We start from the raw sequence: 22,158 nt of genomic DNA, 5'->3' as shown, positions 1-22,158 counted from the left end.
ATCAAAGGTCGCATTGCGCGAGACTGCTCGTCAAAACTTTGCCCTATTGCAGAATGCAAATTCGGCATGAATCTTGGTTCTCTCCGGATGTGGAGGACAATCAATGATCCGTCAGTCTTTACGCCTTGCAGCCCTCGGCGCGCTCATCGCCGCCGCTCCGCTGGCCATCGCCCATGCGGACGAGGAGAAGAGCGATTTCGAACTCGGCTTCGAGAAATTCAAGGCCTCGTTCCACGAGCCGGAAGTCCATGCGCCGGCGCTGTTCAAGGACGTGAAGCACGATGAAGACAAGGACGACGACGATGATCTGGACATCGGCTGGAAGTCCCCGTTCAAGAAATAATCCGTTCGCGACGCTCGCGCTCGCATCCGGCCTGCTGGCCATATGCGGAACGGCGCATGCCCAGGCGCCTGAATCGGTGCTCTGCCACGCCAATATCCGCAAGCTCGACGCCGAGCTTCAGGCGACCGAACGCAGGGTCGACGCGCTGAACAATGCGGCGAAAGCCGAGCGATGCTCGGCGATGCGCGTCCATCTCAACGTTCTGTTCCGTGCCAAGGACCTTTACGGCCGTTGCCTGCGTGAGGACCAGCGCGAACAAAGGCTGCCGCCCCTTTCGGGGTCGACAGCCTATTTCCGGACCTATGTCGGCGAGAACTGCAGCGAGCTCTAGCGCCGGGCGTCCATGCTCCACGGGCCGGGGCCGGCGAGCATCAAATAGAGGAAGACGAAGCAGTACAGGACCGCGAGCTCGCCCTGGTTGATGATCGGGTAGAAATTCTGCGGGGCGTGCGCCATGAAATAGGCGACCGCGGTGAAGCCGGCGCAGATGAACGCCACCGGCCGGGTGAACAGGCCGATGATGATCAAGATGCCGCCGAAGGTCTCGATGACGGCGGCGAGGCCCATCAGCGAGAACAACTCCACATTGCCGCTGGGCCGAGGAGCCGGGAAGCCGACGAATTTCTGCAGGCCGTGCTGAAGCAGGAGCAGGCCGGTCATGATGCGCAGGATGCTGAGCATGATCGGGGCATAGCCCGACGCTTTATCGAAGGGACGCTCGATGGGGCTCGACGACGAACGGGACAAGGCCATGGGTCTGAGTCTCCAAGGGTGCTGACGCCGCGCAGCATCAGCGATCCCCGGAGACAACGCCAGATCGCATTCATTTCATGAACACACGTTTTCGCGTGCAATTTTGCACGGTTCCACGTGCTCAATAGCCTTTGCGGTCGCCCTTCATCTCGGGGTCGCGGCTATGATGCTTGTCGCGCTCGCCGCCGCCTCCCGACACCGCGCTACGATTATCGAGATGGTCCGGCTTGTCGCGACTACCGACCGGCTTTTCCGGCATCGGCTTGGTACGGTCTTCGTGGCTGGCGCCGGGTCCGCCCCAGCGCAAGGCGTCCTTGTGCTTGGTTGGCATGACTATCGATCCTGCTGAAGACCCTGATGGGTGGTGTTGATGCGCGTGTTCTCGGCCTGCCCGCGATCTTCCGGGCTTTCCTTGTCCATCTGCCGCATCTGACGGGTTTTCGGATCTTCGGCCGTTTTCGGACGGGCCGGACCCTTGCCGCGTTGTTCTGCTGGAATGGGAGGCGGTTTGTTGGTCATGATCGGGCTCCTTTCGAAAAGGACATCTACCGATCAACACCCCGTCCGGACACTTGTTCCGGGAAGGCGAGCGGGCGGAGGAAACGCCAAACCAAATCCCCCCGCCCCGCGAGAGACCCACCTGCGGGTGGGCCCCGGCAAACTCAGTTCGACGCGAGCTGGACCGAGACCGGCGCAGTGCCGGAACCCACCATGCCAAGAGCACGCGCGGCGCCACGGGACACGTCGAGGACGCGACCGCCGGTGAACGGGCCACGGTCATTGACCGTCACGCTGACCGTCTTACCGTTGCGGCGATTGGTGACCTTCAGCTTCGTGCCGAACGGAAGGCTGCGATGCGCGGCCGTGTAACCGTCGGGATTGAAGCGGGCACCGGAAGCCGTACGAGCGCCATGCTGGTACCAGGACGCGGTGCCGGAGAAGGACTTGGCTTCGGCGGGAACAGCAGCCGCAGCCATAACAAACGTCGCGGCAGCAGCCGCGGCAAGACGCACAAGATTCATACTTAGGATACCCCCTCCTGGATCCCCCATTACCCAACGAGGAGCCAAGTGCAGGCTAGATGGGGCGGAAATGAGGCACATGGAACGCGCTTCATAGTAAATGCGTCCGCGACGATACGTCTCCCAGAGGGGATTTGAGGCTATAATCAGGTTAGGAAAATATTAATGGCAGGGTTAATCTCAAGCTTCGACATCAGTAATATTATCCCGGAAGAAGGCGCTCCGGAGCCTGATCGAATTCCTCAACGGACAGCCGCGCACGCGAACCTGGAACGTCGAGGAGAGCGATGACGGAAAGACGTTCGCGGGGGTTTGGGAAGCAACGCCAGGCACATGGCGGATCGCCTATGCAGAATGGGAATTTTTCCGCATCGAAAGCGGCCTGTCGATCGTGTCGTCGGACGATGGCGAGGCGGTTCGTCTCGGACCCGGCGACAGCCTGGTGATCCGGCCGGGGTTCACGGGGACCTGGGAGGTCGTGGAGACGACAAGGAAGATCTATGTGATCCGGTTGCCGTAACCCTCTCCTGCGCAGCGGGAGAGGGTCGAGTGCGTGTCAACGCATCGGGGTGAGGGCAAGCACGATGCTTGTTGTCGCCCTCACCCGCTCGCTGCGCGAGTCGACCTCTCCCGACCAAACTCGCGTGTTCCCGAGTTTGGATGAAAAGTGGCCAAGTCGGATAAATCCGACTTGGCTCGGGAGAGGGAAAGCCTCTCACTCCCCCGCAGAGAGCATCCCGCCTCTCGGCTCCATCGTCGCGAAACCCTCGACGCCAGATTCCTCGTCCTCATAAGGAGTCGCGATTTCGACGAAAGTGTCCGGATAGAAGCCGTTGAAGCGGGTGCGCAGCGACAGGGAATAGGCGCCAATGTGGCCGATCTCGATCCAGTCGCCGGTATCGACATTCTCCGGCAACCAGAAAGGGCGCGAGAGGATGTCGACGCTGTCGCATGTCGCACCGCACACCTTGAACGGAACGAGTTTTTCCGAAGTCGAGCGCTTGGCGCGGCGGGCCGGATCCGGGATCAGCCGCGCGGGAAGCGTGATCTTGCCGGTCCAGGCGTCGGAAAGCGACGACCAGATGCCGTCGTTGATATAGACGCGCTGCCCCTTCTTGAGCAGGACGCGGGTGATGACCGAGAGCGAGCGGGCAACGATCACCCTGCCCGGCTCGGCGATCAGCGGGAGGTCGTCGAGTCCCCATTCCTCGATCTCGGAATGGATGTTGCCGAGAAGGTCTCCGATCGCCGGCATCGGCGGGGGAGCGCGGCGCTTGGGATCGTGGCCATAGCGGGCCGGGAAGCCGCCGCCGATGTCGAGCGCCGCGATCTCGGCATCGACGCGCGAGCGAACCCAGGCGGCTGTCGCGAGAGCGCGCTCATAGGTCGTCAGGTCCTCGATCTGGCTGCCGACATGGAAGGTCAGGCCGACGCGGAAGCCGATACGGTCGATGCGTTCGACAAGCTCGACCGCGTGCTTCGGGGCGGCGCCGAACTTCTTCGAAAGCTCATAGGCCGCGTGACCCTTGGTAGCGAGGCGGACGAACAAGGTGATGTCGGCCGGATCGAGATCGAGCGCGCGGACGATGCGCAGGATTTTCGCGATCTCGTCCTCATGGTCCACCGCGAGCCGACGGATGCCATAGGTCTCGAGCGCGAGCCGGATGTCGGACTGCGCCTTCACCGGGTGCATGTAATAGAGATCGGACTGAGGATTGGCGGTGCGCGCCGCCTCGAATTCGGCGGGGCTGGCGACGTCGAAGGCCGAGACGCCGATTTCGGAGAGCGCGCTCAGGATGACGGGAGCGTCGTTCGTCTTGACCGCATAGGCGGTGGTGCCACGAAAGCCGGCCATGAACTCCCTGGCATCCGCTTTCAGCACGCTCGGCCGAAACCCGTAGACCGGCCGATCGGGCCGCAATGACAGCGCGGCGTCGCGCGCCGTTTCAAACCGCTCCATTCAATTCCCTTCCAGGGCCATTCAGATCCCGGCCCAGTGTGGCGCGAACGCTATCATCCGGGAGAACCCTGCCAAACCCCGCTCTCGGCGCTTGACCCGGTTTCTCCCCGGCCGCATCGTCCGCAGCCATCGGTGCTTGGAGTGAAAGCCAAATGACACGGGCTTGGTTCGCGGCGTTGTTCACAATCGGTGCGGCGGTGCTCGGCGCGGCAGGCGCACAGGCGGCCGACTGGCCGGAGCGCGCCCAAACGGCTACGGTCGATATCTCACGCGTCCCGGCATGCGATAACCCGCGCGTTCTGCATGAAGTCGCCGACTCGTTCCAGGACAAGGAAAGCACCTACTGGAATTCGAACCTGAAGCTGATCGGCTTCTCGCAGACAAGTGAGCTCGGTTATCGCCCATGGGGCGTCGAATTCGTCGAACGCCGGTTCTGCCGTTCGCGTACGATCGTCTCCGACCATGTCGAGCGGGACGTCTACTATTCGATCGGCTATGAGACCGGCACGCTGGGCGTGACCTGGGGGGTAGAATTCTGCGTGATCGGCCTCGACCGCAATCTCGCCTACTCGCCGGCCTGCAAGATGGCGCAACCCGGCACTGCCTATTAACCCAGACGCCGGGTGACTGAGCCTCTTCGGCTTAGCCGTCGACAGCTTCCCTCAGTTCGCGAGCGACGACGTCGAGCGGAGCGATCGACCGGACGCTTCGCGTCAGCGCCGCGACGGCATCCGACAACGGATCGAAGCCACCGATACGCTGCAATTGCTCGGAGCGCGTATCGATCACCGAAATAGGCCCGGTATTGGCGAAACGCGGGTACAGAAACACGTAAGCGAGAAGAACGATCGCCAGAATCCGGAACATGGGCCGTTTCCAGTCGCCAACCCCGCCTCACAGGGTTAAGCGTTCGTTACCGCGCGCAACTCCTAGATTGAGAGCTCCGGCCGAACAAGAAAAAGCAGCCTCGGACGCGGCATGAATTACCGACATAGTTACCATGCGGGGAACTTCGCCGACGTGCTGAAGCACGTTCTTCTGGCGCGGCTGATCGTACATCTGAAGAACAAGGACTCGGCGTTCCGCTATATCGACACCCATGCGGGCAGCGGGCGCTACGACCTGATCGGCGGCGATGCCGAGCGAACGGGTGAATGGAAGGACGGCGTCGGCCGCGTCTGGAACGCCGCCCTGCCCCCGGCCGTCTCCGCTGTCGTCGCTCCATGGCTGGACGTGGTGCGCGCACTCAATCCTGATGGAGCCCTGAAACTCTATCCCGGCTCGCCGGACCTCGTCCGGCACCTCGTTCGGGAACAGGACCGGCTCGCGCTATGCGAGCGCCATCCCGAGGACGTGAGGACGCTCGGACGGCTGTTCTCGCGAGACAAGCAGGTGAGCGTCGTCGACACCGACGGCTGGACCGCGCTGAATGCCTATGTGCCGCCGAAGGAGCGGCGTGGAGTCGTGCTGATCGATCCGCCTTTCGAGCAGCCGCACGAACTCGAACGCATGGCGGCAGCGCTCGTTTCGGCTCACAAAAAGTGGCCGACAGGGATATACGCGCTCTGGTATCCGATCAAGAATCCGCTTGATACGGAAGCATTTACGCGCGGCCTTTCAAAAACTGGAATAAAATCGATCCTCGGCGCCGAACTCATGATCCAGCGCCCTAACGATGCGCGGCGACTGAACGGCAGCGGACTTGCGATCGTCAATCCACCCTGGACGCTGAGGGCAGAACTCGGCGTGCTGATGCCTGAACTCGCGCGGCTGCTGGCGCTGGATTCCCATGCGCGCGGGCGGGTGATCGAGATCGCGGGAGAGGATTAGGGGCAGCGAACGATCGCCGCCTTCTCCGCGTTCGCTGGCAAGGCGGTCGCCAGTGTGCCCGAGAAGAGCGCGGAGAAGAACTCGTCCGGGCCGCGCCAACGCCACGGTCCGTTAACTATATCAATCGGATAGCCACGGATCCTGAGATCTGAAATCAGCGCGCGATCACTCGTGGCGACGAGGCAGGGTGATGTGAGGTCGGAGGGAAGTTCCTCGACCTGCCGGAATGGATCGGCCCTCCCCAGATGCAGCCTTGTGGTCATGGCTTCGAGATAGGTGCCGATGAAGAATACCCGGTCGGCGGCGATCCCCGACGAGGCGATACGCTCCGCGATCGGTCGTCCGAGGTCCGGCTGCGCGATCAGACGAAGCGGCGGGTAGAGCAGGATGACGAGGAGAAGCGGGCCTATCGCCAGAAGGTGAGGCACGGTTTCGGCGCGGCGGCATGCGGACAGCAGATAGCCCGCGATCAGAGCGAGCCCAAACAGACCCAAAAGCAACCCGCCCGCTAGCGAGCTCAGTTGCGCCTCGACCGCCATGCCGAGCGCAACGACGAGGGTCAGCACCGCCGCGACGGCGATGATGCCCCTGTTGGAATATCGGGCAAAGCGTTCCGGCTCGACCGCCGACAGGCCGAGTGCAAGGAGCACCGCGATCACGGGCAGGATCGGCATCAGATAACGCGGATCGACGAAGCCGGCGAAGCTGAACAGGACTGGCACCGCAAGGGACCAGACCATCAGCATCAGGACGACTGGCCGAGGCCGCGATTGCTCCCCTCTCCGCCTCAGCAGGCCAAGGAAAGGGAAGAAGGCGAGGAACGAGCCGATGCAAACCCCCGAATAGCCCGCGAGGGCGATGAGCCATCTCCACGGACTGATGGAGACCTTCTCGGTGACCTGATCGCCAAAGAACTCGCGCGTGAACTCATTGGGATAGGTCCATGCGACCAGCGCGAACCACGAGAGCACGATCGCCAGCGCGGCAAGGATCGGCAGCGGCGACAGGACATGCCTGAGCCTGGAGCGGTCGAAGAAACTCGCATGGACGAGGACGATGCCGACGAGCAGCACCGGCAGAAGGCCCTTGGCCTGCACTGCGAGCGCGATACCGATCCAGCCGGCCCACGGAGCCCATCGCGGAACGGCCTGTCCGTCTGACGTGAAAATCCTGACGAAGCCAAGTGTGGCCAGCATCAGGAAGACGGTCAGCGGAATATCGGGAATGGAATTGACGGTGGCGCGAATGAAGAACGGATTGCCTGCCGTGAGCGCGAGGGCGAATAGCGCGGCCGGCCGGGGCGCGCCGAGGACAAGCGCCAGCGCATAAGTCAACGCGAGGATCGCGGCCGCGCCGAGGACCCAGAAAAAGCGGAAGCCGAACGGATTGATGCCGAAGAGCTCGAAGCCGGCGGCGCCGAACCAGTAAGGCAGGATCGGCTTCTTGAGCCTGACCTCCCCTTCCGGCGTGACCGGGATCAGCCAGTCTCCGGTCTCGACCATATAGGCAGCGGCATAGGCGTAATGACGCTCGTCCGGATATTGCAGGATCGTCGTCGCGCCGTAGGACATCATCACGACGAAATAGACGGCCACCGCGAGAGCCGCCGCCCAATGACGCGTAAGGACCGCGCCAGACGTCTTGGCCTGCGAAGGCGCCCAGTCGACCATGCCGACTGATTGCCAGAGCCATGACGTCAGTTGCGTGACAGCTCGGGGATCAGCCTCGCCCGCCGGCGCTCCGGCGCCGCTTCAGCCATTTGCTGGCGAGCACTCGAACCGCGCCCGTGCGCTGGCCCGACATTTCCAGGTCGGCCATGGCCGGCGGCCTGGCCTTGCTGTCGGCAGCCTTCATCCGCGCGTGCAACTCGCGCAGGATCCTGACAGCTGAATCCAGATCGTAATCCACCCCACACTCCTCAAATACGCGAGGATGTCCGAACTCGGACCGGATCACCTTGCACGCAAAAGCTGAAAATTCCCTGAGCGGCCAGCGATTGGGGTGCCTTGCAAGCGTTTCTCTGAAGAGTTACCAGACGAATTCGATGCGCGCACAGACGCGCACGATGGAAACGCTAAGACTGGGGACACGCAGTGGCACAAGAAGGCACAGTCAAATTCTTCAATTTCGACAAGGGCTATGGCTTCATCAAGCCGGACAGCGGCGGACCGGACGTTTTCGTCCATGTCAGCGCCCTGCACTCGTCGGGGATCAACAATCTGAACGAGGGACAGCGCATCGTGTTCGACGTCGAGCCGGACAAAAAGGGCAAGGGCCCGAAAGCTGTAAACCTCGCAGGCGCATGAGCGGTTGGGGAAGACTGAGGTAAAGAGTTCGATGCTGGTACTGAGGTCTTCCCCCGCTTCGCCGTTCGGCCGCAAGGTCAAGATCGCGGCATCTGTCCTGGGGTTGCGCGATAGAATTGAAATCGTCGCCACCGATACGCTGAATCCGGAAGACTCGATCCGGAGCCAGAACCCGCTCGGTAAGATCCCGACTTTGATCCTCGAAGACGGCGACGTGCTCTACGACAGCCGGGTGATCGTCGAATATCTCGATTACATGGCCGGCGGGAACCGCATCCTCCCGCCCGCTCCCGCTCGCTTCGAGGCGCTGAAACTGCAGGCGCTCGCGGACGGCATCTCGGATGCGGCTCTGCTTCGCGTTTACGAGGGCCGTTTCAGGCCGCCCGAGAAGCACGAGGCGAAATGGGTCGACCATCAGACCGGCAAGGTCGACCGCGGCCTCGGGAGTCTCGAAAAGTGCCCGTTGCCGACGATCACCGTCCTGCCCGACATCGGCGCGATCGCGCTCGCCTGCGCGCTCGGCTATCTCGATCTGCGCGCGCCCGACTGGCGCAAGAGCTATAGCGCCCTGCCCGCCTGGGTCGATGCATTCGAGCGCGCCGTTCCGTCCTTCGGCGAGACGCGGGCACCGGCATAAAAAATCCCGGACCGCGCCGCGCGATCCGGGATTCTGGTACCGAGGCCAGGGTCCCCGCCCGGCTCGGCCCCTCAACTCAGAAGTGGTAGTTCACGCCAAGCTTGAAGGTGTGCATGTCGAGATCGACGTCGCCGATCGGCGCGTAGTTTTCGTCTCCGAGACCCATATAAAGGTACTCGGCCTTGGCGGAGATGTTGTTCCAGACCATGCCTTCCACGCCCACACCCGCAGCCCAGCCAGCATGCACGTTGTCGTCACCGCCACCAGGGCCGTTATATTCGGCGCTGGCCCAGGAGAAGCCGCCGGTCCCATAGACCATGAAGCGGTCGAACGCCCAGCCGATGCGGCCACGCACGGTGGCGAGCCAGTTCACATCGAAGTCGTTGCTCAGGAAATCGTCGCTGATGCCGGCGCCGGAGAAGTCGCCTTCGGCACCGAGGACGACCTGACCGTACTGCCAGTTGCCGCCACCCTGGATACCGCCGAGCACGCCACTCGGATCGACATCGTCGCCGCTGCCGAAGCCGGCACCGATGTGACCGCCGAGATAGAGGCCGCTCCAGTCCTGAGCCGGGGCCGCTGAATAGCCGCCTTCCGCACCATAGTACGGCATGTCGGCAGCGAAGGCCGCCTGGGCGATGAGACCACCGGCGACCGCCGTGGCGACGAAGAGAATGTTACGCATTACCAAGCTCCAGATCCGACGGGGACCGTTCATTCCGGACCTTAAGGATCGGGGGCTTTTCGAATGCTTAACGACGCGTAACCTGAATGAATTGCTTTTTATAGAGTTAGCAGACGGTTACCGAGGCGTTGAAGGCATAAACCATAACGAAAAGGGCCCCGGCATCGCTGCCGGAGCCCTTCTTTCGATCGGGAGATCGATATCGATCAGAAGCGGTAGTTGATGCCGCCGCGAGCGATGTCAGCGTCGAAGCTGACGTTCGACGGCGTCGCGCCGAAGTCCTCGTCGCCGAGATCGACGTGCAGGTATTCGGCCCTTAGAGAGACGTTCTCCGTCACGGCGAATTCGATGCCGGCGCCCGCGGCCCAGCCGACCTGGGTCTGGGAGTCGTCATCGATGCCGTCGTTGTAGTCGACGTCACCGAAGGCAACACCACCGGTGCCGTAGAACAGGACGCGATCGAAGGTCCAACCCACGCGACCACGGATGGTCGACAGCCAGTTCAACTGCGAATCGACGAAGGCCTCGTCGTCCTCGATGCCGGTCCACGAGGCATCGCCTTCGAGACCGACGAGCCACTGGCCGTACTGCCAGTTGTAGCCGATCTGGCCGCCGGCGATGGCGCCGTCAGCGTCGAACTCGCCGACCGTATCGGAGTCGAAGCTACCCCAGCCGAAACCACCATGGGCACCGACGTAGAGGCCGGACCAGTTATAGGCAGTGGGTTCGACGACAGGCGCGACCGCCTGGTAGGGCTGCTCGACCGGCATATCGGCCGCGAAGGCCGCCGGAGCAAAAGCAAGCATGGCGGCACCGGCCGCGAAGGAGGCAAACTTAAAAGACATGTAATGATAACCCCTACTTGTACGCTGCGCTGGTCCCCTTGGAAGACTGCCCCCCGGCGTCCCCCGCAACTCCCCGCGCCAATGCAACTACTAACGCGTTGCCTGTCCTATTCGCCGTGCCCTGCATGTCACACTCAGGCACGGCAGTTTTTTCCGGCGTCACCCCTTCGCCGTAATTCGACCGTGTGACGGTCAGAATTTCAGATTGGCGCCGAAGCGCATGACGTGACCGTCCCACTCATTGTTGGTAGTGGGCGCGGTATCGAACGTCTCTTCCTTGGTGTCGAGGTAGAGATATTCGGCCTTCAGAGAGATGTTCTCGGTCACCGAATGCTCGACGCCGGCGCCGGCCGTCCAGCCCCAGGCAGTCTGATTGTCGGACACGCCGCCCGCCGTGGTTTCGAGACCGGCGGCGACGCCACCCGCGGTGCCGTAGATCAATGTGCGGTCGAACGCATAGCCGACACGGCCGCGCGCCGTCGAGAACCAGTCGAGGCTGGCTGAAGTGGGAACGCCTCCGGTCGAGCCGTCACCATCGATATTCGCGCCCTGGAAATCGCCCTCGACGCCGATGACGACCGAGCCGAACTGTTTGTTGTAGCCGATCTGGAAGCCGCCGAGCGCGCCGTTGCCGTCGAAGTCGCCGGTCGATGGACCGGGCGTGAAGGATTGGAATTCGCCGAGCGCTCCACCGACATTGACGCCGGCATAGATGCCGCTCCAGTCGTGCGCGGCATTGGCGATGGCGACATCGATGGGCTGCACAGCCGGCATGTCAGCCGCGCGCGCGGCTGCCGGCGCAAGCGCCAGGCCAACCAAAGCAGCGATGTAACTTCCACGCACGCTCATCACTCTACTCCGGCTGGACGACGGCACGATCCGTGCCGTTCGTTAGAACGCTCCAGCCCTCGTCCAAGTTCAAAGGGAATCCCCCAAAACTTGTCGGAACCTGCCCTCGCAATGCGCACAAAACGTGGCAAGGCCTTGTTCGCGCGACGCAACGGCGGTGGAGTAATGACTCCGCCGATCCTACATTCCGGTAAACGCGCACCTTTCGATTCGATGCTCGAACGGGCCGCGGAGGAGTTTCGATGGACATTTCGACCGCGCTGGCGTTTGCAGCAGCTTTCCTCGTGTTCGCCGTCAGTCCGGGTCCGGACAATATGACGATCGTTGCCAGGACCATCTCCAACGGAGCAGCATCCGGTATCGCCTACGGAGCGGGTACGGTTGTGGGCATTCTGATCTTCCTGACGCTCGCCGCATTCGGCCTGTCGATCCTTGCCGCCGAGATGGGCACGCTGATGAGTGTCCTGCGCTATGCCGGCGCGGCCTATCTCGTCTGGATCGGTATCAGGCTCTGGACGGCGGAACCGGTCCTTCCCGCTGCGCAGCCGATCGCCGACCGGCGCGGCCTGTTCGCTATGTTCATGACCGGGGTGGCACTCAATCTCGGAAACCCGAAGATGCCGCTGTTCTATGTCGCCTTGCTGCCGAACATGGTGGGCCCTTCGATTACCCTCCAGCAGGTCCTCGTTCTCGCGGCGGTCATCCTTGCCGTCGAGATTTTCGTGGTCGGCGGCCACGTGATCCTTGCCAGCCGCGCGCGCAGACTGCTGCGCAGTCCACATATCGTGCGCCGGGTGAACCGCTCGGCCGGCGGCGTCATGGTCGGCGCTGGCATTGCCGTGGCTGCAAGCCGATAAAGGCAACGAGCGGGTCATTGAAGACCCGCTCGTTCCCAATATGTAGCCGGTCTCGGCGAGACCAAGATTTATGACCGACACCAAGAAGCGCGATCTAGAACCGACCGACATTCTGACCGAGGACGAGGACATTGCGACCGTCGGCGAGGCCGTCGAGGTCGTGGCGGGATTCGACTGGTCGGTGGCTGAACGCGAAGCCGGCGTCCACGGCGTCGAAGTGATCAAGCGCGCCCTGAAAACGCTGCCGAACCGGCCCGGCGTCTACCGGATGATCGATGCCGAAGGTGAAGTCCTCTATGTCGGCAAGGCCCGCAGCCTGAAGAAGCGCGTCGCGAACTATGCGCGCGGCGTCGGGCATACGAACCGCCTCTCCTCGATGATCGCGCTCACCGGCTCGATGGAATTCGTGACCACGGGCACGGAATCCGAGGCGCTGCTGCTCGAAGCCAACATGATCAAGCGGCTGAGGCCGCGCTTCAACGTCCTGATGCGGGACGACAAGAGCTTCGCCTACATCCTCGTCGCCCGCGATCATCCGGCGGCGCGGATCGCCAAGCATCGCGGCGCACGCACGATCAAGGGCGATTATTTCGGCCCCTTCGCCTCGACCGGCGCGGTGAACCGGACCGTGACCGCGCTGCAGAAGGCCTTCCTTCTCCGCTCCTGCTCCGATGCGGTCTACGAGAGCCGGACGCGGCCGTGCCTCCTGTTCCAGATCAAGCGCTGCTCCGGCCCCTGCACCGGCGAGATTGCGCTCGACGATTATAATGGTCTCGTGGACGAGGCCCGCGACTTCCTGTCGGCGAAAAGCCAGGCGGTGCAGAGGCGTCTTGCCGCCTCGATGACCGACGCGGCCGAGCGGATGGATTACGAGACCGCCGCGCGCTACCGCGACCGCCTCTCCGCGCTGTCGGCGGTGCAGTCGCATCAGGGCATCAATCCGCACTCCGTCGAGGAGGCGGACGTCTTCGCGCTGCATCAGGAAGCCGGGCAGACCTGCATCCAGGTGTTCTTCTTCCGCACGTTCCAGAACTGGGGCAATCGCGCCTATTTTCCGAAGGCCGACCGTTCGCTGGAGCCAGCCGAGGTGCTCGGCTCGTTCCTGTCACAGTTCTACGAGGACAAGCCGCCTGCCCGGCTGATCCTGCTGTCGAACGAGGCGGAGGATTCCGACCTCCTGGCCGAGGCGCTGACGATCCGCGCCGGGCACAAGGTCGAAATCCAGGTGCCGAAGCGCGGCGACAAGGTCGACCTCGTCCGGCATGCGCACCAGAACGCCCGCGAGGCGCTCGGCCGCCGCCTGGCCGAAGGCGCGAGCCAGGCGCGGCTGCTCGAAGGCCTTGGACAGGCATTCGGCCTGCCCGCCCCGCCCCGCCGCATCGAGGTCTATGACAACAGTCACATCATGGGCACGGCCGCCGTCGGCGCGATGATCGTGGCTGGGCCGGAAGGCTTCCTGAAGAACCATTATCGCAAGTTCAACATACGCTCCGACGAGATCACGCCCGGCGACGATTTCGGCATGATGAAGGAGGTGCTGATGCGCCGCTTCTCACGCCTGATCAAGGAGAGCCCTCGTGTGGCACCTGACGCGCACAGCGATACGAGCAACGAGGAGCGCGGCGCCGGCGAAACGCCGCCCTGGCCGGACCTCGTCCTGATCGATGGCGGCGCCGGACAGATCGCGGTGGTGCTGGAGATCATGAAGGGGCTCGGCATCACCGACGTCCCGATCGCCGGCATCGCCAAGGGCGTCGATCGCGATGCGGGGCGAGAGGTGTTCCACATTCCCGGTCGCCAGCCGTTCCGGCTGGAACCACGCGATCCCGTCCTCTATTTCGTCCAGCGCCTGCGCGACGAGGCGCACCGCTTCGCCATCGGCACCCACCGGGCGAAGCGCTCGAAGGAATTCGTCCGCTCGCCTCTCGACGAGATCGCGGGGGTCGGGCCCTCAAGGAAGCGCGCGCTGCTCCACCATTTCGGGACGGCGAAGGGCGTGGCGCGAGCGGGGCTCACGGATCTGGAGAAGGTGCCGGGGATCAATCGGGCGACGGCAAAGATCGTCTACGACTTCTTCCATGAGAAGGCAGGTTAGTTCGCCAACGCCCCAATGAATGTCAGCGTGCCAGCGAGACCGAGGAGTGTCCGCATCGCGTGGAGGAGACTCCAGCGCCGGATCAGCGCCCGGCTACCCTCGCCCGCTTCCTCTAGCGGCATAACCATCAGCCGGTTGTTGGTCGGCATGATGACCAGCATCGTCCACGGCCAGGGCAGGAGCATGAAGACGGCGCCGAGCAGAAACAGCCAGTCACCGGTCTGCCACCAGGCAGCCAGGCCGAGCAGAAAGCCGGCTAAGGCGAGCGTCGCCTGCATGGCAAAGCCGCGTTTATAGGCCGGCTTCCACTCCGTGAGCAGCGCGCGATCGTCCAGATGGAGCCGCGCCGGCTGTTCGACGGCGTTGATGTAGATGGCGGCGCCGGTGAAGACGGCGGCGATGGTCAGGGCGAGAAGTCCGGGCAGCATGTCTGATGTCCTCAATCCGCCCGCGGCAGCCTTTAGGCCAAAAATGTTTCCGGGCGATGTCACATCAAGGGGAATCCGCTCGTCACCTCATCGAACCTCCCGTTCGCAAGGACATGACGATGAGTGCAAGACTGAATTTCTATGGCGCCGCTCCGAAGGCGATGGAGACGATGATGAAGCTGAGCCAGGAGGCCAATGCGAGCCTCGAGCACAGCCTCGTCGAATTGGTGAAACTGCGCGCCTCGCAGATCAACGGCTGTGCCTTCTGCATCAAGATGCATACGACCGACGCGCTGAAGGCCGGCGAGAACGTCGACAGGCTGTTCCTGCTCGATGCCTGGCGGGAATCGCATCTCTATACCGACCGCGAACGCGCCGCGCTTGCCTGGACCGAGGCGCTGACTCTGCTGTCCGAGACGAACGCACCGGACGATGTCTACGCAGCGATGAAGGAGCAGTTTTCCGACGAGGAACAGGTTAAGCTGACCCTCCTGATCGGGGTCATCAACACCTGGAACCGCTTTGCCGTTGGATTTCGCTCCGTCCACGCCTGATCTGGAGGCCGCAGAGTTCGACAAGCTCCGGCCGCGGCTGACGCGCATCGCCTATCGAATGCTCGGCTCATGGGCTGAGGCGGAGGATGTGGTGCAGGATGCCTGGATACGCTGGCAGAGGGCCGATCGCAGCACGGTGCGCGAGCCGGCGGCATTTCTCACCCGCACCGTCAGCCGGCTCAGCCTCGACGTGCTGAAAGCCGCCCGCACGGTGCGGGAAACCTATATCGGCCCCTGGCTGCCGGAACCGATACTCGACGAGACACTCGACGACGATGACGGCGACGGCATCACCGGTACGTTGATGCTGGCGCTCGAGCGGCTGTCACCGCTCGAGCGCGCCGCCTTCCTGCTGCATGACGTGTTCGGCATGGGCTTCGACGAGGTGGCGCAGTCGATCGACCGCGAGCCCGCCGCATGCCGGCAACTGGCCGCCCGCGCCCGCGATCATATCCGGGCATCGCGACCACGTTTCCCCGTCAGCGAGCAGCAGGGTCGCGAGATCGCCCAGGCCTTCTTCGCCGCATCCAGGAGCGGCGATGCGTCCATGCTGACGAGCCTGCTCGCCGCGGATGTCGTCACCTATTCGGACGGCGGCGGCAAGGTGAAGGCTGCGATCAATATCCTGAACGGCGCCGATCGGCTGGTTCGTTTCATGGTGGGGCTGTCGCGGAAGGGCAGGATGGATTCAACGTTGCTGCGCGAGGGGTTGATCGACGGCCTGCCCGGCTTCGTCAGTCGCGAGCCCCACGGCGTTCTGCAGACCACCGCGTTCGAGATCGAGGATGGCCGAATCACGGCCGTCTACATCATGCGCAACCCGGACAAGCTGAAACAGGTCAGCCGCTTCCTGCCCAACTGACATTGGTCGAAGGCCAAGCTTTCCCTCCGCCGGACACATTGACGCTATGCCACCCGGCCCCCTATTTGGGCGCATGTCACCGACCGACGCTTCACGTGCCTATGCCTGGGCGCTACCGAACCTCCTGACCTATGCCCGCATCGCGGCGGTTCCGATCGTGGTCGGCTGTCTTCTGTCCCAGAGCGATACCGCGCGCTGGGTCGCGCTCGGACTCTATATCGCCGCCGCGGTCACCGACTATGTCGATGGCTATCTTGCCCGTGCCTGGGGGCAGCAATCGCCGCTCGGGCGCATGCTCGATCCGATCGCCGACAAGCTTCTCGTCTCATCGTGCCTCCTGGCGTTCGCCGCGACCGGCCTGTTCGACAACATCCTCGTCTCGTTCTGGGCGGCCGTCGTCATTCTCTGCCGCGAAATCCTGGTCTCGGGCCTGCGGGAATTCCTGGCCGAGCTGCGCGTCAGCGTGCCCGTGACGCGCCTCGCCAAGTGGAAGACCGCTGCGCAGCTCACGGCCGTCGGCTTCCTCGTCGCCGGCCCTGCGGGCGACCGGGTCATGCCCTATATCAGCGAGGCCGGGCATGTGCTGCTTTGGATCTCGGCGCTGCTGACGCTTTATACCGGCTACGACTACTTCCGAGCCGGGCTGCGTCGCGTGTTCGAAGGCGAGTAAGGACCAAGATGAAACTGCGTTACTTCGCCTGGGTGCGCGAACGCGTCGGACGCGGCGAGGAAGAGCGCGACATCCCGCCGGACGTCGGTTCGATCGCCGATCTCGTCGCCTTCCTGAAGACGCAGGGCGAGGAATACGAGGCGGCGTTCGAGAACGAGCGCGTGGTGCGGGCGGCCATTGACCGTATCCACGTCAAGCCGAACGCGTCGATCCTCGGGGCGCAGGAGATAGCGTTCTTCCCGCCGATGACCGGAGGCTGAGATGGCCGTTCGCCTGCAGAGCGAGCCGTTCGACGCCGGCGCCGAGATCGCGCGGCTGACCAAAGGGCGCACGGATGTCGGCGCGGTCGTATCCTTCACCGGTCTTTGCCGTGCCGATGGCGAGACGGGCGCGATCAGCGCGATGACGCTGGAGCATTTCCCCGGAATGGCGGAAGAGGAGCTCGGCCGCCTGGAGACTCAGGCGCGCGAGCGCTGGCCCCTGCTCGACTGCCTGATCGTGCATCGCTACGGCAGGCTCGTGCCGGGCGACCCGATCGTCCTCGTCATCGCCCTTTCGGGGCACCGGCAAGCGGCCTTCGAGGCGGCAAATTTCCTGATGGACTATCTCAAGACCTCCGCCCCGTTCTGGAAGAACGAGGAGAGCGAGAGTGGATCGCAATGGGTTTCCGCCAAGGTCGAAGATGATCAGCGGCGCAATCTGTGGTAGAATTAAAGTAAAATGGAAACCAAAAAACGAAGATCGAATTTCGATACACGAATCTGTGATGTGTTGCCGGAAATCGGAAATCTTAACCAAGAAACTCCAGCAAAATGACATGCTTAGCGTTGGCGGCGATGCTATAAATATGTCGCAATCACCCATCTTTACGCTCAATTTTCAGTAAATTTGAGTCCCATCAAAATCGACATTAGGGAATTCTTTTCTCACCAAGATGATCTTCGCGACCCGAGAGGCTCTGCGTTCCGGAGCCTGGTTGGGACGAAGCAAATGAAAGTCAGAACGAAAATCCTGAGCATCGTGGCCGTGATGGGTATAGCGGCCGCGGTCATCGCCGGCATGGGTGTCTATGCCACCACCGAATATTCCTCGCGCGTCGGCGATCTCGTCAACGCACAGCAGCGCGCCCAGAACGGCGTCCAGCTGAACCGCCTAGTCACCGCAGTGGTGATGGAATCGCGCGGCATCTATGCCGCCGCTGACGGAAAGGCCGCCGAGCCTTTCGCCAAGAACACCGCAAAACATCTCGCCAACATCGAGAAGCTGTTCGGGGAGTGGCGCCCGCTCGTCGACGCCGACAGCGCGGCCGACTTCGACAAGATGGTCGCCTCCGGCAAGGAGTTCGCCAAGTTCCGCACCGAACTTGCCGAAGAGGGGGTCAAGGATCCCAAGACCGCGAACGCGCTCGGAAACAATGACGCGAACCGCGCCAACCGCGCCGCCTACCAGGCCGACATCGACAAGATCGTCGACAAGGACCAGGCCCGCGCCGACGCGGCAGTCGACGGCATCGAGGCCTTCTCGGCGTCGATCCAGCAGGCCGTGATCGCCACCGCCGTCATGGGCATCCTGCTCGGCATCGCGGTCGGCGCCTATATCGGCACGACGCAGCTCAGCCGTCCGCTGGTCCGCCTGTCGGGTGCGCTCAAGCGCATTGCCGAGGGCGACTATTCGGTCGAAGTGCCGGAGAAGCGCAGCAAGGACGAAGTCGGCGAGATCTGGGGTGTCGTCGGTCAGGTCGTGACCTCGCTGCGCGAGACCGAGGAACTGAAGCGCGCCCAGGCGGAAGCCGAGCAGCGCGCCGAGGACGAAAAGCGCTCGCTGATGAACAAGCTCGCCGACGAGTTCGAGAGCGAAGTTCTGGGCGTCGTCCGCACGGTTTCGACGGCCGCGACCCAGCTGCAGTCGAACGCCACGCAGATGAGCGCGGTCGCCGACGAGACGAGCCGTCAGTCGACGGTCGTCGCGGCTGCCTCCGAACAGGCCACGGCGAATGTCGAGACGGTCGCCAGCGCGGCCGAGGAACTGTCGGCTTCGATCCACGAGATCACGAGCCAGGTTTCCACCGCGGCGGAAGTCGCGAGCCAGGCTTCGGCCCAGGCCTCCAAGACGGCTGAAGTCGTCAGTGGCCTCTCCGCCTCTGCCCAGCGCATCGGCGAAGTGGTCGGCCTGATCTCGGACATCGCGGCGCAGACCAACCTGCTCGCGCTGAACGCCACGATCGAGGCGGCCCGTGCGGGTGACGCCGGTCGAGGCTTCGCGGTCGTCGCCGTCGAGGTGAAGAGCCTTGCCTCACAGACCTCGAAGGCGACCGAGGACATCTCGGCGCAGATCCAGGCCGTGCAGGAAGCGACCTCGAACGTCGTCGACGCGATCAACTCGATCACCGCGACCATCGAACAGGTCAACGGCATCTCCCGCTCGATCGCCAGTGCCATGGATCAGCAGGGCCAGGCGACCACCGAGATCGCCCGCAACGTGGCCCAGGCGGCGGCGGGTACAAGCGAGGTCACGTCGAACATCACCGGCGTCAGCCAGGCGGCTGCCGAGACCGAAACCGTGTCGAGCCAGATCGTCTCGGCCGCGGACCATCTCTCGACCCAGGCGGACTCGCTCCGCACCCAGGTCGACGGCTTCATCCAGCGCGTGCGCGCCGCCTGACGCCGTAGTACCTTCGTCTCAAATCGGGCCGCGCTCCCCCGGGAGCGCGGCTTTTTCTTTAACGCAGCGCCGCGTTCACAGCCATCTCCGCCCTCACCTCAAGTCCCGCGGCCCGCAATCGATCAGGTGGGCTGAGGAAGGCGCGCGACGACCTTGATCTCGAAATCGAAGCCCGCCAGCCAGTTCACTCCCACCGCGGTCCAGTTCGGATAGGGCGGGTCACCGATCGCCTTCAGGCGAACGGCCGTGACCGTCTCGAACTGCGTGGCCGGATCGGTGTGAAAGGTGGTCACGTCGACGACGTCGTCGAACGTGCAACCGGCGGCCTTCAGCACTGCCGCGAGATTGTCGAAGGCAAGCTGGACCTGTTTTTCGAAGACCGGCTCGGGCGACCCGTCTTCGCGGCTGCCGACCTGGCCCGAGACGAACAGAAAGTCGCCCGAGCGGATCGCCGCCGAATATTTGTTGATTTCGTATAGCGCCTGCCTGTCGGCCGGGAAGACCACATCGCGTTTGGGCATGGCTTCACTCCTGTTCGATTGATATACGCCCCGTATGTGGCCATATCGGAACATACGCTCCGTATGTCAACAAGCATACGCCGCGTATGTCGGATGCAGGAGACGGCAGTGGTCGGGAGAACACGTGCGCAGATGGTGGAGGAAACCCGGGTCAAGCTCATTCGGGCCGCCCGGAAGGCTTTCGCGACCAAGGGTTATGCGGCAGCGTCGATGGACGATCTGACCGCCGAAGCTGGCCTGACGCGAGGCGCGCTCTATCACAACTTCGGCGACAAGAAGGGTTTGCTGCAGGCCGTGATCGACCAGATCGACGCGGAAATGGTGGCGCGGCTGCGCGCTGCGCGCGATCGAGCGGAGACCTTATGGCTCGGACTTATCGACGAGAGCATCGCCTATATCGAGATGGCATTGGAGCCGGAGATCCAGCGCATCATGCTGCTGGACGGGCCAGCCGTGCTCGGCGATCCATCGCAATGGCCCAACCAGAATGCGTGCCTTCGCACGACGACCCAAACGATCCAGACGCTCATCGATGAGGGAACGGTCAGGCCGGTGGATGCGGAAGCTGCCGCCCGGCTACTCAATGGAGCGGCGCTCAACGCCTCACTCTGGATTGCCGCAGCCGACGATCCTCACGCCGTCTTTGCAAAGGCTGTTGAGGCTTTTCGACATCTCGCGGCCGGTTTGCTGCAGACCGAGGACTGACGGCAGGACCTCCCAATCCCCCGCATCACCGCCCGCAACCGCGCGGTTGCCGGGGCGAGACGCCCGCCCCGGCTGAAGGGTCCGACGATCAGGCCGGGCGGCGCCAGCCGATGACGCGCGCGGCCGAGTACTGGCCCTTTGAGACCTTGCCGCCACGGCTGTTGCCCGAGATCAGGATCGCCTTGCCGTTGCCGGCCCAGCCGACGAAGTAGCCGACATGGCCCGAACGGCCGCTTTTGCCGCGAGCGAGGATGGCGATATCGCCCGGCTGCGGCGACGAGACCTTCTTGCCATAGCCCAGATACGAACGGGCGAAGTTCGAGCCCGAGCCCGCGCGGCCGGCCTTCTTCTCGATCATGCCAACGAAATTGGCGCACCACAGCGCCCGCATCTTGGTCGGGTTGGTGCCGATGTAACGCTCGGCAAGCTGCACGGCGGCGGCAGCGCGTCCCGACGACTTCTCCGAAAGTGCGGCGCGCTTATCCTCCGCGTGCTTCTTCGACCAGTTGCCGCGGCTGCCATGGCGCTTCTTCGATGAAGCGGCCGGACGTTCGTCTTCCTCATCGGCGCGAGCCTGGGAACGGTCGTCGTCATCGCGATCACGGAACGCCCGTTCTCCATCGGCCCGGGTGTCGAGCGATGCACGGCCTTCGAAGACCGCATTGTCGTTGTTGGCAAAGGAAGGGGAAGCGAACGCGCACAAAGCCACGATCACCGCGAGGAGCGTAACACGCATGACTCTCTCCAGGGGGATCGCCTGCCCCCCGCGGGGCAGGCTTCTAGTTAGGTGGCGCCATATGCACGGAAATTCAGAAAGGTTCCAGCTGCATTGACGTGGTCAGATGTCGCACATCGACAATTATCTGAGAATATCCAATCGTCTTTTTCGATTCGCTATAAGCTTATTGATGATAGTATCAGTACGTACGCATTACAGTTGAATTCGATAATACGTCATTTCTTTGATCACTTACAAACTGGTAATGAAGATGTAGCCTATGTGTTCCCCACATCCTCTACACTCGCCTGCCACACTATCGGCCAATACGTGACGACGACGACATGGATCGTCACATTTCGGCAAGACGATGGTGGTTAACCGCGCACTAATGGGAACGCTCGACCAAGAATTGAATTCAAATGCATGACAGACCGGCACGTGCCGGGGGACGCGCAGCACGGACCTTGCAGGAGTTCATCCGAGGCTCAACGAGGAGGGTTCGGAATGGCCGCGTTGCTGTTGTCATCTGGATTGATCGTCGGAATTCTGGTCGCGGTGCCCGACGATTGCGCGACCGCGAAGGAGGTCGTGGCGGAAACGCAGGGCGAAGCCGCCCGCATCACCGTCATCGACGATCGGGCCGAGCTTCAGCTCGCCCTCGACTTCATGTTCAGGAACAGCAACGCCTCGCCGCCGCCGGCCGAGAGCCTGGTCGTCATCGAGCGGACGACGAACGCGGAGATCGTGATGTTCGAAAGAGGATGCGCGGCGACCAAGGCGATATCGTCGCCGGATCTCGCGGCACGCATGCTGCGCGCCGCGAGGCCCAAGGATGGTTTTATCTGAGGAAATGC

General features: G+C 63.2%; 30 protein-coding genes and 1 pseudogene. 17 read left to right on the top strand and 14 right to left on the bottom strand.

The window, feature by feature from the left end:
• Window positions 1-103 precede the first annotated feature (103 nt).
• Window positions 104-343 carry a hypothetical protein gene (locus ACFPFW_RS02060; RefSeq protein WP_114955556.1) on the top strand — a complete coding sequence of 80 codons (240 nt, stop codon included), beginning with the start codon at window positions 104-106 and terminating at the stop codon, window positions 341-343.
• Window positions 303-674, top strand: a complete 372-nt coding sequence (locus ACFPFW_RS02055; RefSeq protein ID WP_162799577.1) for a hypothetical protein — start codon at window positions 303-305, stop codon at window positions 672-674. Before ACFPFW_RS02060 ends, ACFPFW_RS02055 begins: the two co-directional genes overlap by 41 nt.
• Here ACFPFW_RS02055 and ACFPFW_RS02050 read toward each other — a convergent pair.
• From ACFPFW_RS02050 to ACFPFW_RS02035, 4 genes are all read right to left on the bottom strand, one after another.
• Entirely contained in the window at window positions 671-1,096 is a 426-nt protein-coding gene (locus ACFPFW_RS02050) for a DoxX family protein (RefSeq protein ID WP_114955554.1), read from the bottom strand. The genes ACFPFW_RS02055 and ACFPFW_RS02050 overlap by 4 nt on opposite strands.
• Window positions 1,097-1,217: 121 nt before the next feature.
• Window positions 1,218-1,427 (bottom strand): hypothetical protein, encoded by a 210-nt coding sequence (locus ACFPFW_RS02045; protein ID WP_114955553.1) that lies wholly within the window; start codon window positions 1,425-1,427, stop codon window positions 1,218-1,220.
• Between the two features lie 2 nt (window positions 1,428-1,429).
• Window positions 1,430-1,615, bottom strand: coding sequence for a hypothetical protein (locus ACFPFW_RS02040; RefSeq protein ID WP_114955552.1), 186 nt, complete (start codon window positions 1,613-1,615; stop codon window positions 1,430-1,432).
• 143 nt (window positions 1,616-1,758) lie between these two features.
• Window positions 1,759-2,118 carry a septal ring lytic transglycosylase RlpA family protein gene (locus ACFPFW_RS02035; protein ID WP_114955551.1) on the bottom strand — a complete coding sequence of 120 codons (360 nt, stop codon included), beginning with the start codon at window positions 2,116-2,118 and terminating at the stop codon, window positions 1,759-1,761.
• 165 nt (window positions 2,119-2,283) lie between these two features.
• Between ACFPFW_RS02035 and ACFPFW_RS02030 the strand changes: the two are divergent.
• Window positions 2,284-2,638: pseudogene (locus ACFPFW_RS02030) on the top strand (cupin domain-containing protein).
• A 195-nt stretch (window positions 2,639-2,833) separates the two neighbouring features.
• Here the strand turns inward: ACFPFW_RS02030 and ACFPFW_RS02025 are convergent.
• Complete coding sequence (locus tag ACFPFW_RS02025) at window positions 2,834-4,078, bottom strand: type III PLP-dependent enzyme domain-containing protein (RefSeq protein WP_114955550.1); 1,245 nt, start codon at window positions 4,076-4,078, stop codon at window positions 2,834-2,836.
• A 152-nt stretch (window positions 4,079-4,230) separates the two neighbouring features.
• On the opposite strand from ACFPFW_RS02025, the gene ACFPFW_RS02020 reads away from it, so the two are divergent.
• Window positions 4,231-4,689 carry a hypothetical protein gene (locus ACFPFW_RS02020; protein ID WP_114955549.1) on the top strand — a complete coding sequence of 153 codons (459 nt, stop codon included), beginning with the start codon at window positions 4,231-4,233 and terminating at the stop codon, window positions 4,687-4,689.
• Window positions 4,690-4,720: 31 nt separating this feature from the next.
• Here ACFPFW_RS02020 and ACFPFW_RS02015 read toward each other — a convergent pair whose 3' ends face one another.
• Complete coding sequence (locus ACFPFW_RS02015; protein ID WP_114955548.1) at window positions 4,721-4,945, bottom strand: hypothetical protein; 225 nt, start codon at window positions 4,943-4,945, stop codon at window positions 4,721-4,723.
• Window positions 4,946-5,098: 153 nt separating this feature from the next.
• Here ACFPFW_RS02015 and ACFPFW_RS02010 point away from each other — a divergent pair, with 153 nt between their 5' ends.
• On the top strand, window positions 5,099-5,908 hold the full coding sequence (locus ACFPFW_RS02010; RefSeq protein WP_379769198.1) for a 23S rRNA (adenine(2030)-N(6))-methyltransferase RlmJ: 810 nt from the start codon (window positions 5,099-5,101) through the stop codon (window positions 5,906-5,908).
• On the opposite strand, the gene ACFPFW_RS02005 is transcribed toward ACFPFW_RS02010, so the two are convergent.
• Window positions 5,905-7,578 carry an ArnT family glycosyltransferase gene (locus tag ACFPFW_RS02005; protein WP_114955546.1) on the bottom strand — a complete coding sequence of 558 codons (1,674 nt, stop codon included), beginning with the start codon at window positions 7,576-7,578 and terminating at the stop codon, window positions 5,905-5,907. The two genes, ACFPFW_RS02010 and ACFPFW_RS02005, sit on opposite strands and share 4 nt — an antisense overlap.
• A gap of 49 nt (window positions 7,579-7,627) precedes the next feature.
• Window positions 7,628-7,816 (bottom strand): hypothetical protein, encoded by a 189-nt coding sequence (locus tag ACFPFW_RS02000; protein WP_114955545.1) that lies wholly within the window; start codon window positions 7,814-7,816, stop codon window positions 7,628-7,630.
• 185 nt (window positions 7,817-8,001) lie between these two features.
• Between ACFPFW_RS02000 and ACFPFW_RS01995 the strand changes: the two genes are divergently transcribed.
• Both ACFPFW_RS01995 and ACFPFW_RS01990 read left to right on the top strand, forming a co-directional pair.
• Window positions 8,002-8,214: a cold-shock protein gene (locus ACFPFW_RS01995; protein ID WP_114955544.1), complete on the top strand. Its 213-nt coding sequence runs from the start codon at window positions 8,002-8,004 to the stop codon at window positions 8,212-8,214.
• Between the two features lie 31 nt (window positions 8,215-8,245).
• A complete protein-coding gene (locus ACFPFW_RS01990) occupies window positions 8,246-8,851 on the top strand; it encodes a glutathione S-transferase family protein (protein ID WP_114955543.1) in 606 nt (201 codons plus the stop codon).
• Between the two features lie 76 nt (window positions 8,852-8,927).
• On the opposite strand, the gene ACFPFW_RS01985 is transcribed toward ACFPFW_RS01990, so the two are convergent.
• The 3 genes from ACFPFW_RS01985 to ACFPFW_RS01975 form a co-directional block, all read right to left on the bottom strand.
• Window positions 8,928-9,536, bottom strand: a complete 609-nt coding sequence (locus tag ACFPFW_RS01985; protein WP_162799576.1) for an outer membrane protein — start codon at window positions 9,534-9,536, stop codon at window positions 8,928-8,930.
• Between the two features lie 206 nt (window positions 9,537-9,742).
• On the bottom strand, window positions 9,743-10,381 hold the full coding sequence (locus ACFPFW_RS01980) for an outer membrane protein (protein ID WP_114955541.1): 639 nt from the start codon (window positions 10,379-10,381) through the stop codon (window positions 9,743-9,745).
• A 192-nt stretch (window positions 10,382-10,573) separates the two neighbouring features.
• Entirely contained in the window at window positions 10,574-11,230 is a 657-nt protein-coding gene (locus ACFPFW_RS01975) for an outer membrane protein (protein ID WP_114955540.1), read from the bottom strand.
• A 242-nt stretch (window positions 11,231-11,472) separates the two neighbouring features.
• Here ACFPFW_RS01975 and ACFPFW_RS01970 point away from each other — a divergent pair, with 242 nt between their 5' ends.
• Window positions 11,473-12,087, top strand: a complete 615-nt coding sequence (locus ACFPFW_RS01970; RefSeq protein WP_114955539.1) for a LysE family translocator — start codon at window positions 11,473-11,475, stop codon at window positions 12,085-12,087.
• Window positions 12,088-12,157: 70 nt separating this feature from the next.
• On the top strand, window positions 12,158-14,182 hold the full coding sequence (uvrC, locus tag ACFPFW_RS01965) for an excinuclease ABC subunit UvrC (RefSeq protein ID WP_114955538.1): 2,025 nt from the start codon (window positions 12,158-12,160) through the stop codon (window positions 14,180-14,182).
• On the opposite strand, the gene ACFPFW_RS01960 is transcribed toward uvrC, so the two are convergent.
• Window positions 14,179-14,610: an anthrone oxygenase family protein gene (locus tag ACFPFW_RS01960; protein WP_379769190.1), complete on the bottom strand. Its 432-nt coding sequence runs from the start codon at window positions 14,608-14,610 to the stop codon at window positions 14,179-14,181. The genes uvrC and ACFPFW_RS01960 overlap by 4 nt on opposite strands.
• A gap of 119 nt (window positions 14,611-14,729) precedes the next feature.
• Here ACFPFW_RS01960 and ACFPFW_RS01955 point away from each other — a divergent pair, with 119 nt between their 5' ends.
• The 6 genes from ACFPFW_RS01955 to ACFPFW_RS01930 all read left to right on the top strand — a co-directional run bounded on the left by ACFPFW_RS01955 (window position 14,730) and on the right by ACFPFW_RS01930 (window position 19,357).
• Window positions 14,730-15,164 carry a carboxymuconolactone decarboxylase family protein gene (locus ACFPFW_RS01955; protein WP_114955608.1) on the top strand — a complete coding sequence of 145 codons (435 nt, stop codon included), beginning with the start codon at window positions 14,730-14,732 and terminating at the stop codon, window positions 15,162-15,164.
• Window positions 15,133-16,026, top strand: a complete 894-nt coding sequence (locus ACFPFW_RS01950) for a sigma-70 family RNA polymerase sigma factor (protein WP_379769187.1) — start codon at window positions 15,133-15,135, stop codon at window positions 16,024-16,026. Before ACFPFW_RS01955 ends, ACFPFW_RS01950 begins: the two co-directional genes overlap by 32 nt.
• 73 nt (window positions 16,027-16,099) lie before the next feature.
• Window positions 16,100-16,696, top strand: a complete 597-nt coding sequence (gene pgsA / locus ACFPFW_RS01945; protein ID WP_114955537.1) for a CDP-diacylglycerol--glycerol-3-phosphate 3-phosphatidyltransferase — start codon at window positions 16,100-16,102, stop codon at window positions 16,694-16,696.
• Between the two features lie 8 nt (window positions 16,697-16,704).
• The gene (locus tag ACFPFW_RS01940) at window positions 16,705-16,956 is read left to right on the top strand and encodes a MoaD/ThiS family protein (RefSeq protein ID WP_114955536.1); all 252 of its coding nucleotides are present in this window, start codon (window positions 16,705-16,707) and stop codon (window positions 16,954-16,956) included.
• 1 nt (window position 16,957) lies between these two features.
• On the top strand, window positions 16,958-17,404 hold the full coding sequence (locus tag ACFPFW_RS01935; RefSeq protein ID WP_114955535.1) for a molybdenum cofactor biosynthesis protein MoaE: 447 nt from the start codon (window positions 16,958-16,960) through the stop codon (window positions 17,402-17,404).
• A 282-nt stretch (window positions 17,405-17,686) separates the two neighbouring features.
• Entirely contained in the window at window positions 17,687-19,357 is a 1,671-nt protein-coding gene (locus ACFPFW_RS01930) for a methyl-accepting chemotaxis protein (protein ID WP_114955534.1), read from the top strand.
• A gap of 122 nt (window positions 19,358-19,479) precedes the next feature.
• Here ACFPFW_RS01930 and ACFPFW_RS01925 read toward each other — a convergent pair whose 3' ends face one another.
• On the bottom strand, window positions 19,480-19,878 hold the full coding sequence (locus ACFPFW_RS01925) for a RidA family protein (RefSeq protein ID WP_114955533.1): 399 nt from the start codon (window positions 19,876-19,878) through the stop codon (window positions 19,480-19,482).
• 132 nt (window positions 19,879-20,010) lie between these two features.
• On the opposite strand from ACFPFW_RS01925, the gene ACFPFW_RS01920 reads away from it, so the two are divergent.
• The gene (locus ACFPFW_RS01920; RefSeq protein ID WP_114955532.1) at window positions 20,011-20,583 is read left to right on the top strand and encodes a TetR/AcrR family transcriptional regulator; all 573 of its coding nucleotides are present in this window, start codon (window positions 20,011-20,013) and stop codon (window positions 20,581-20,583) included.
• Window positions 20,584-20,671: 88 nt separating this feature from the next.
• On the opposite strand, the gene ACFPFW_RS01915 is transcribed toward ACFPFW_RS01920, so the two are convergent.
• On the bottom strand, window positions 20,672-21,319 hold the full coding sequence (locus ACFPFW_RS01915; protein WP_114955531.1) for a TIGR02594 family protein: 648 nt from the start codon (window positions 21,317-21,319) through the stop codon (window positions 20,672-20,674).
• Window positions 21,320-21,808: 489 nt separating this feature from the next.
• Between ACFPFW_RS01915 and ACFPFW_RS01910 the strand changes: the two genes are divergently transcribed.
• The gene (locus ACFPFW_RS01910; protein WP_114955530.1) at window positions 21,809-22,150 is read left to right on the top strand and encodes a hypothetical protein; all 342 of its coding nucleotides are present in this window, start codon (window positions 21,809-21,811) and stop codon (window positions 22,148-22,150) included.
• Window positions 22,151-22,158: the final 8 nt, after the last annotated feature.

The organism is Flaviflagellibacter deserti, assembly GCF_042652085.1.
In the GTDB taxonomy this organism is placed as follows: Bacteria; Pseudomonadota; Alphaproteobacteria; order Rhizobiales; family Methylopilaceae; genus Flaviflagellibacter; species Flaviflagellibacter deserti.
The sequence above is the reverse complement of the archived record's forward strand: the minus strand, read 5'-3'. Positions and strand labels throughout refer to the sequence as shown.

Excerpts from the sequence above, each read along its gene's own strand:
- ACFPFW_RS02060 (WP_114955556.1), top strand. The coding sequence starts at position 104 with ATGATCCGTCAGTCTTTACGCCTTGCAGCCCTCGGCGCGCTCATCGCC.
- ACFPFW_RS02055 (WP_162799577.1), top strand. The coding sequence starts at position 303 with ATGATCTGGACATCGGCTGGAAGTCCCCGTTCAAGAAATAATCCGTTC.
- ACFPFW_RS02050 (WP_114955554.1), bottom strand. The coding sequence starts at position 1,096 with ATGGCCTTGTCCCGTTCGTCGTCGAGCCCCATCGAGCGTCCCTTCGAT.
- ACFPFW_RS02045 (WP_114955553.1), bottom strand. The coding sequence starts at position 1,427 with ATGCCAACCAAGCACAAGGACGCCTTGCGCTGGGGCGGACCCGGCGCC.
- ACFPFW_RS02040 (WP_114955552.1), bottom strand. The coding sequence starts at position 1,615 with ATGACCAACAAACCGCCTCCCATTCCAGCAGAACAACGCGGCAAGGGT.
- ACFPFW_RS02035 (WP_114955551.1), bottom strand. The coding sequence starts at position 2,118 with ATGAATCTTGTGCGTCTTGCCGCGGCTGCTGCCGCGACGTTTGTTATG.
- ACFPFW_RS02025 (WP_114955550.1), bottom strand. The coding sequence starts at position 4,078 with ATGGAGCGGTTTGAAACGGCGCGCGACGCCGCGCTGTCATTGCGGCCC.
- ACFPFW_RS02020 (WP_114955549.1), top strand. The coding sequence starts at position 4,231 with ATGACACGGGCTTGGTTCGCGGCGTTGTTCACAATCGGTGCGGCGGTG.
- ACFPFW_RS02015 (WP_114955548.1), bottom strand. The coding sequence starts at position 4,945 with ATGTTCCGGATTCTGGCGATCGTTCTTCTCGCTTACGTGTTTCTGTAC.
- ACFPFW_RS02005 (WP_114955546.1), bottom strand. The coding sequence starts at position 7,578 with ATGGTCGACTGGGCGCCTTCGCAGGCCAAGACGTCTGGCGCGGTCCTT.
- ACFPFW_RS01990 (WP_114955543.1), top strand. The coding sequence starts at position 8,246 with ATGCTGGTACTGAGGTCTTCCCCCGCTTCGCCGTTCGGCCGCAAGGTC.
- ACFPFW_RS01985 (WP_162799576.1), bottom strand. The coding sequence starts at position 9,536 with ATGCGTAACATTCTCTTCGTCGCCACGGCGGTCGCCGGTGGTCTCATC.
- ACFPFW_RS01980 (WP_114955541.1), bottom strand. The coding sequence starts at position 10,381 with ATGTCTTTTAAGTTTGCCTCCTTCGCGGCCGGTGCCGCCATGCTTGCT.
- ACFPFW_RS01975 (WP_114955540.1), bottom strand. The coding sequence starts at position 11,230 with ATGAGCGTGCGTGGAAGTTACATCGCTGCTTTGGTTGGCCTGGCGCTT.
- ACFPFW_RS01970 (WP_114955539.1), top strand. The coding sequence starts at position 11,473 with ATGGACATTTCGACCGCGCTGGCGTTTGCAGCAGCTTTCCTCGTGTTC.
- uvrC (WP_114955538.1), top strand. The coding sequence starts at position 12,158 with ATGACCGACACCAAGAAGCGCGATCTAGAACCGACCGACATTCTGACC.
- ACFPFW_RS01960 (WP_379769190.1), bottom strand. The coding sequence starts at position 14,610 with ATGCTGCCCGGACTTCTCGCCCTGACCATCGCCGCCGTCTTCACCGGC.
- ACFPFW_RS01955 (WP_114955608.1), top strand. The coding sequence starts at position 14,730 with ATGAGTGCAAGACTGAATTTCTATGGCGCCGCTCCGAAGGCGATGGAG.
- pgsA (WP_114955537.1), top strand. The coding sequence starts at position 16,100 with ATGTCACCGACCGACGCTTCACGTGCCTATGCCTGGGCGCTACCGAAC.
- ACFPFW_RS01940 (WP_114955536.1), top strand. The coding sequence starts at position 16,705 with ATGAAACTGCGTTACTTCGCCTGGGTGCGCGAACGCGTCGGACGCGGC.
- ACFPFW_RS01935 (WP_114955535.1), top strand. The coding sequence starts at position 16,958 with ATGGCCGTTCGCCTGCAGAGCGAGCCGTTCGACGCCGGCGCCGAGATC.
- ACFPFW_RS01930 (WP_114955534.1), top strand. The coding sequence starts at position 17,687 with ATGAAAGTCAGAACGAAAATCCTGAGCATCGTGGCCGTGATGGGTATA.
- ACFPFW_RS01925 (WP_114955533.1), bottom strand. The coding sequence starts at position 19,878 with ATGCCCAAACGCGATGTGGTCTTCCCGGCCGACAGGCAGGCGCTATAC.
- ACFPFW_RS01920 (WP_114955532.1), top strand. The coding sequence starts at position 20,011 with ATGGTGGAGGAAACCCGGGTCAAGCTCATTCGGGCCGCCCGGAAGGCT.
- ACFPFW_RS01915 (WP_114955531.1), bottom strand. The coding sequence starts at position 21,319 with ATGCGTGTTACGCTCCTCGCGGTGATCGTGGCTTTGTGCGCGTTCGCT.
- ACFPFW_RS01910 (WP_114955530.1), top strand. The coding sequence starts at position 21,809 with ATGGCCGCGTTGCTGTTGTCATCTGGATTGATCGTCGGAATTCTGGTC.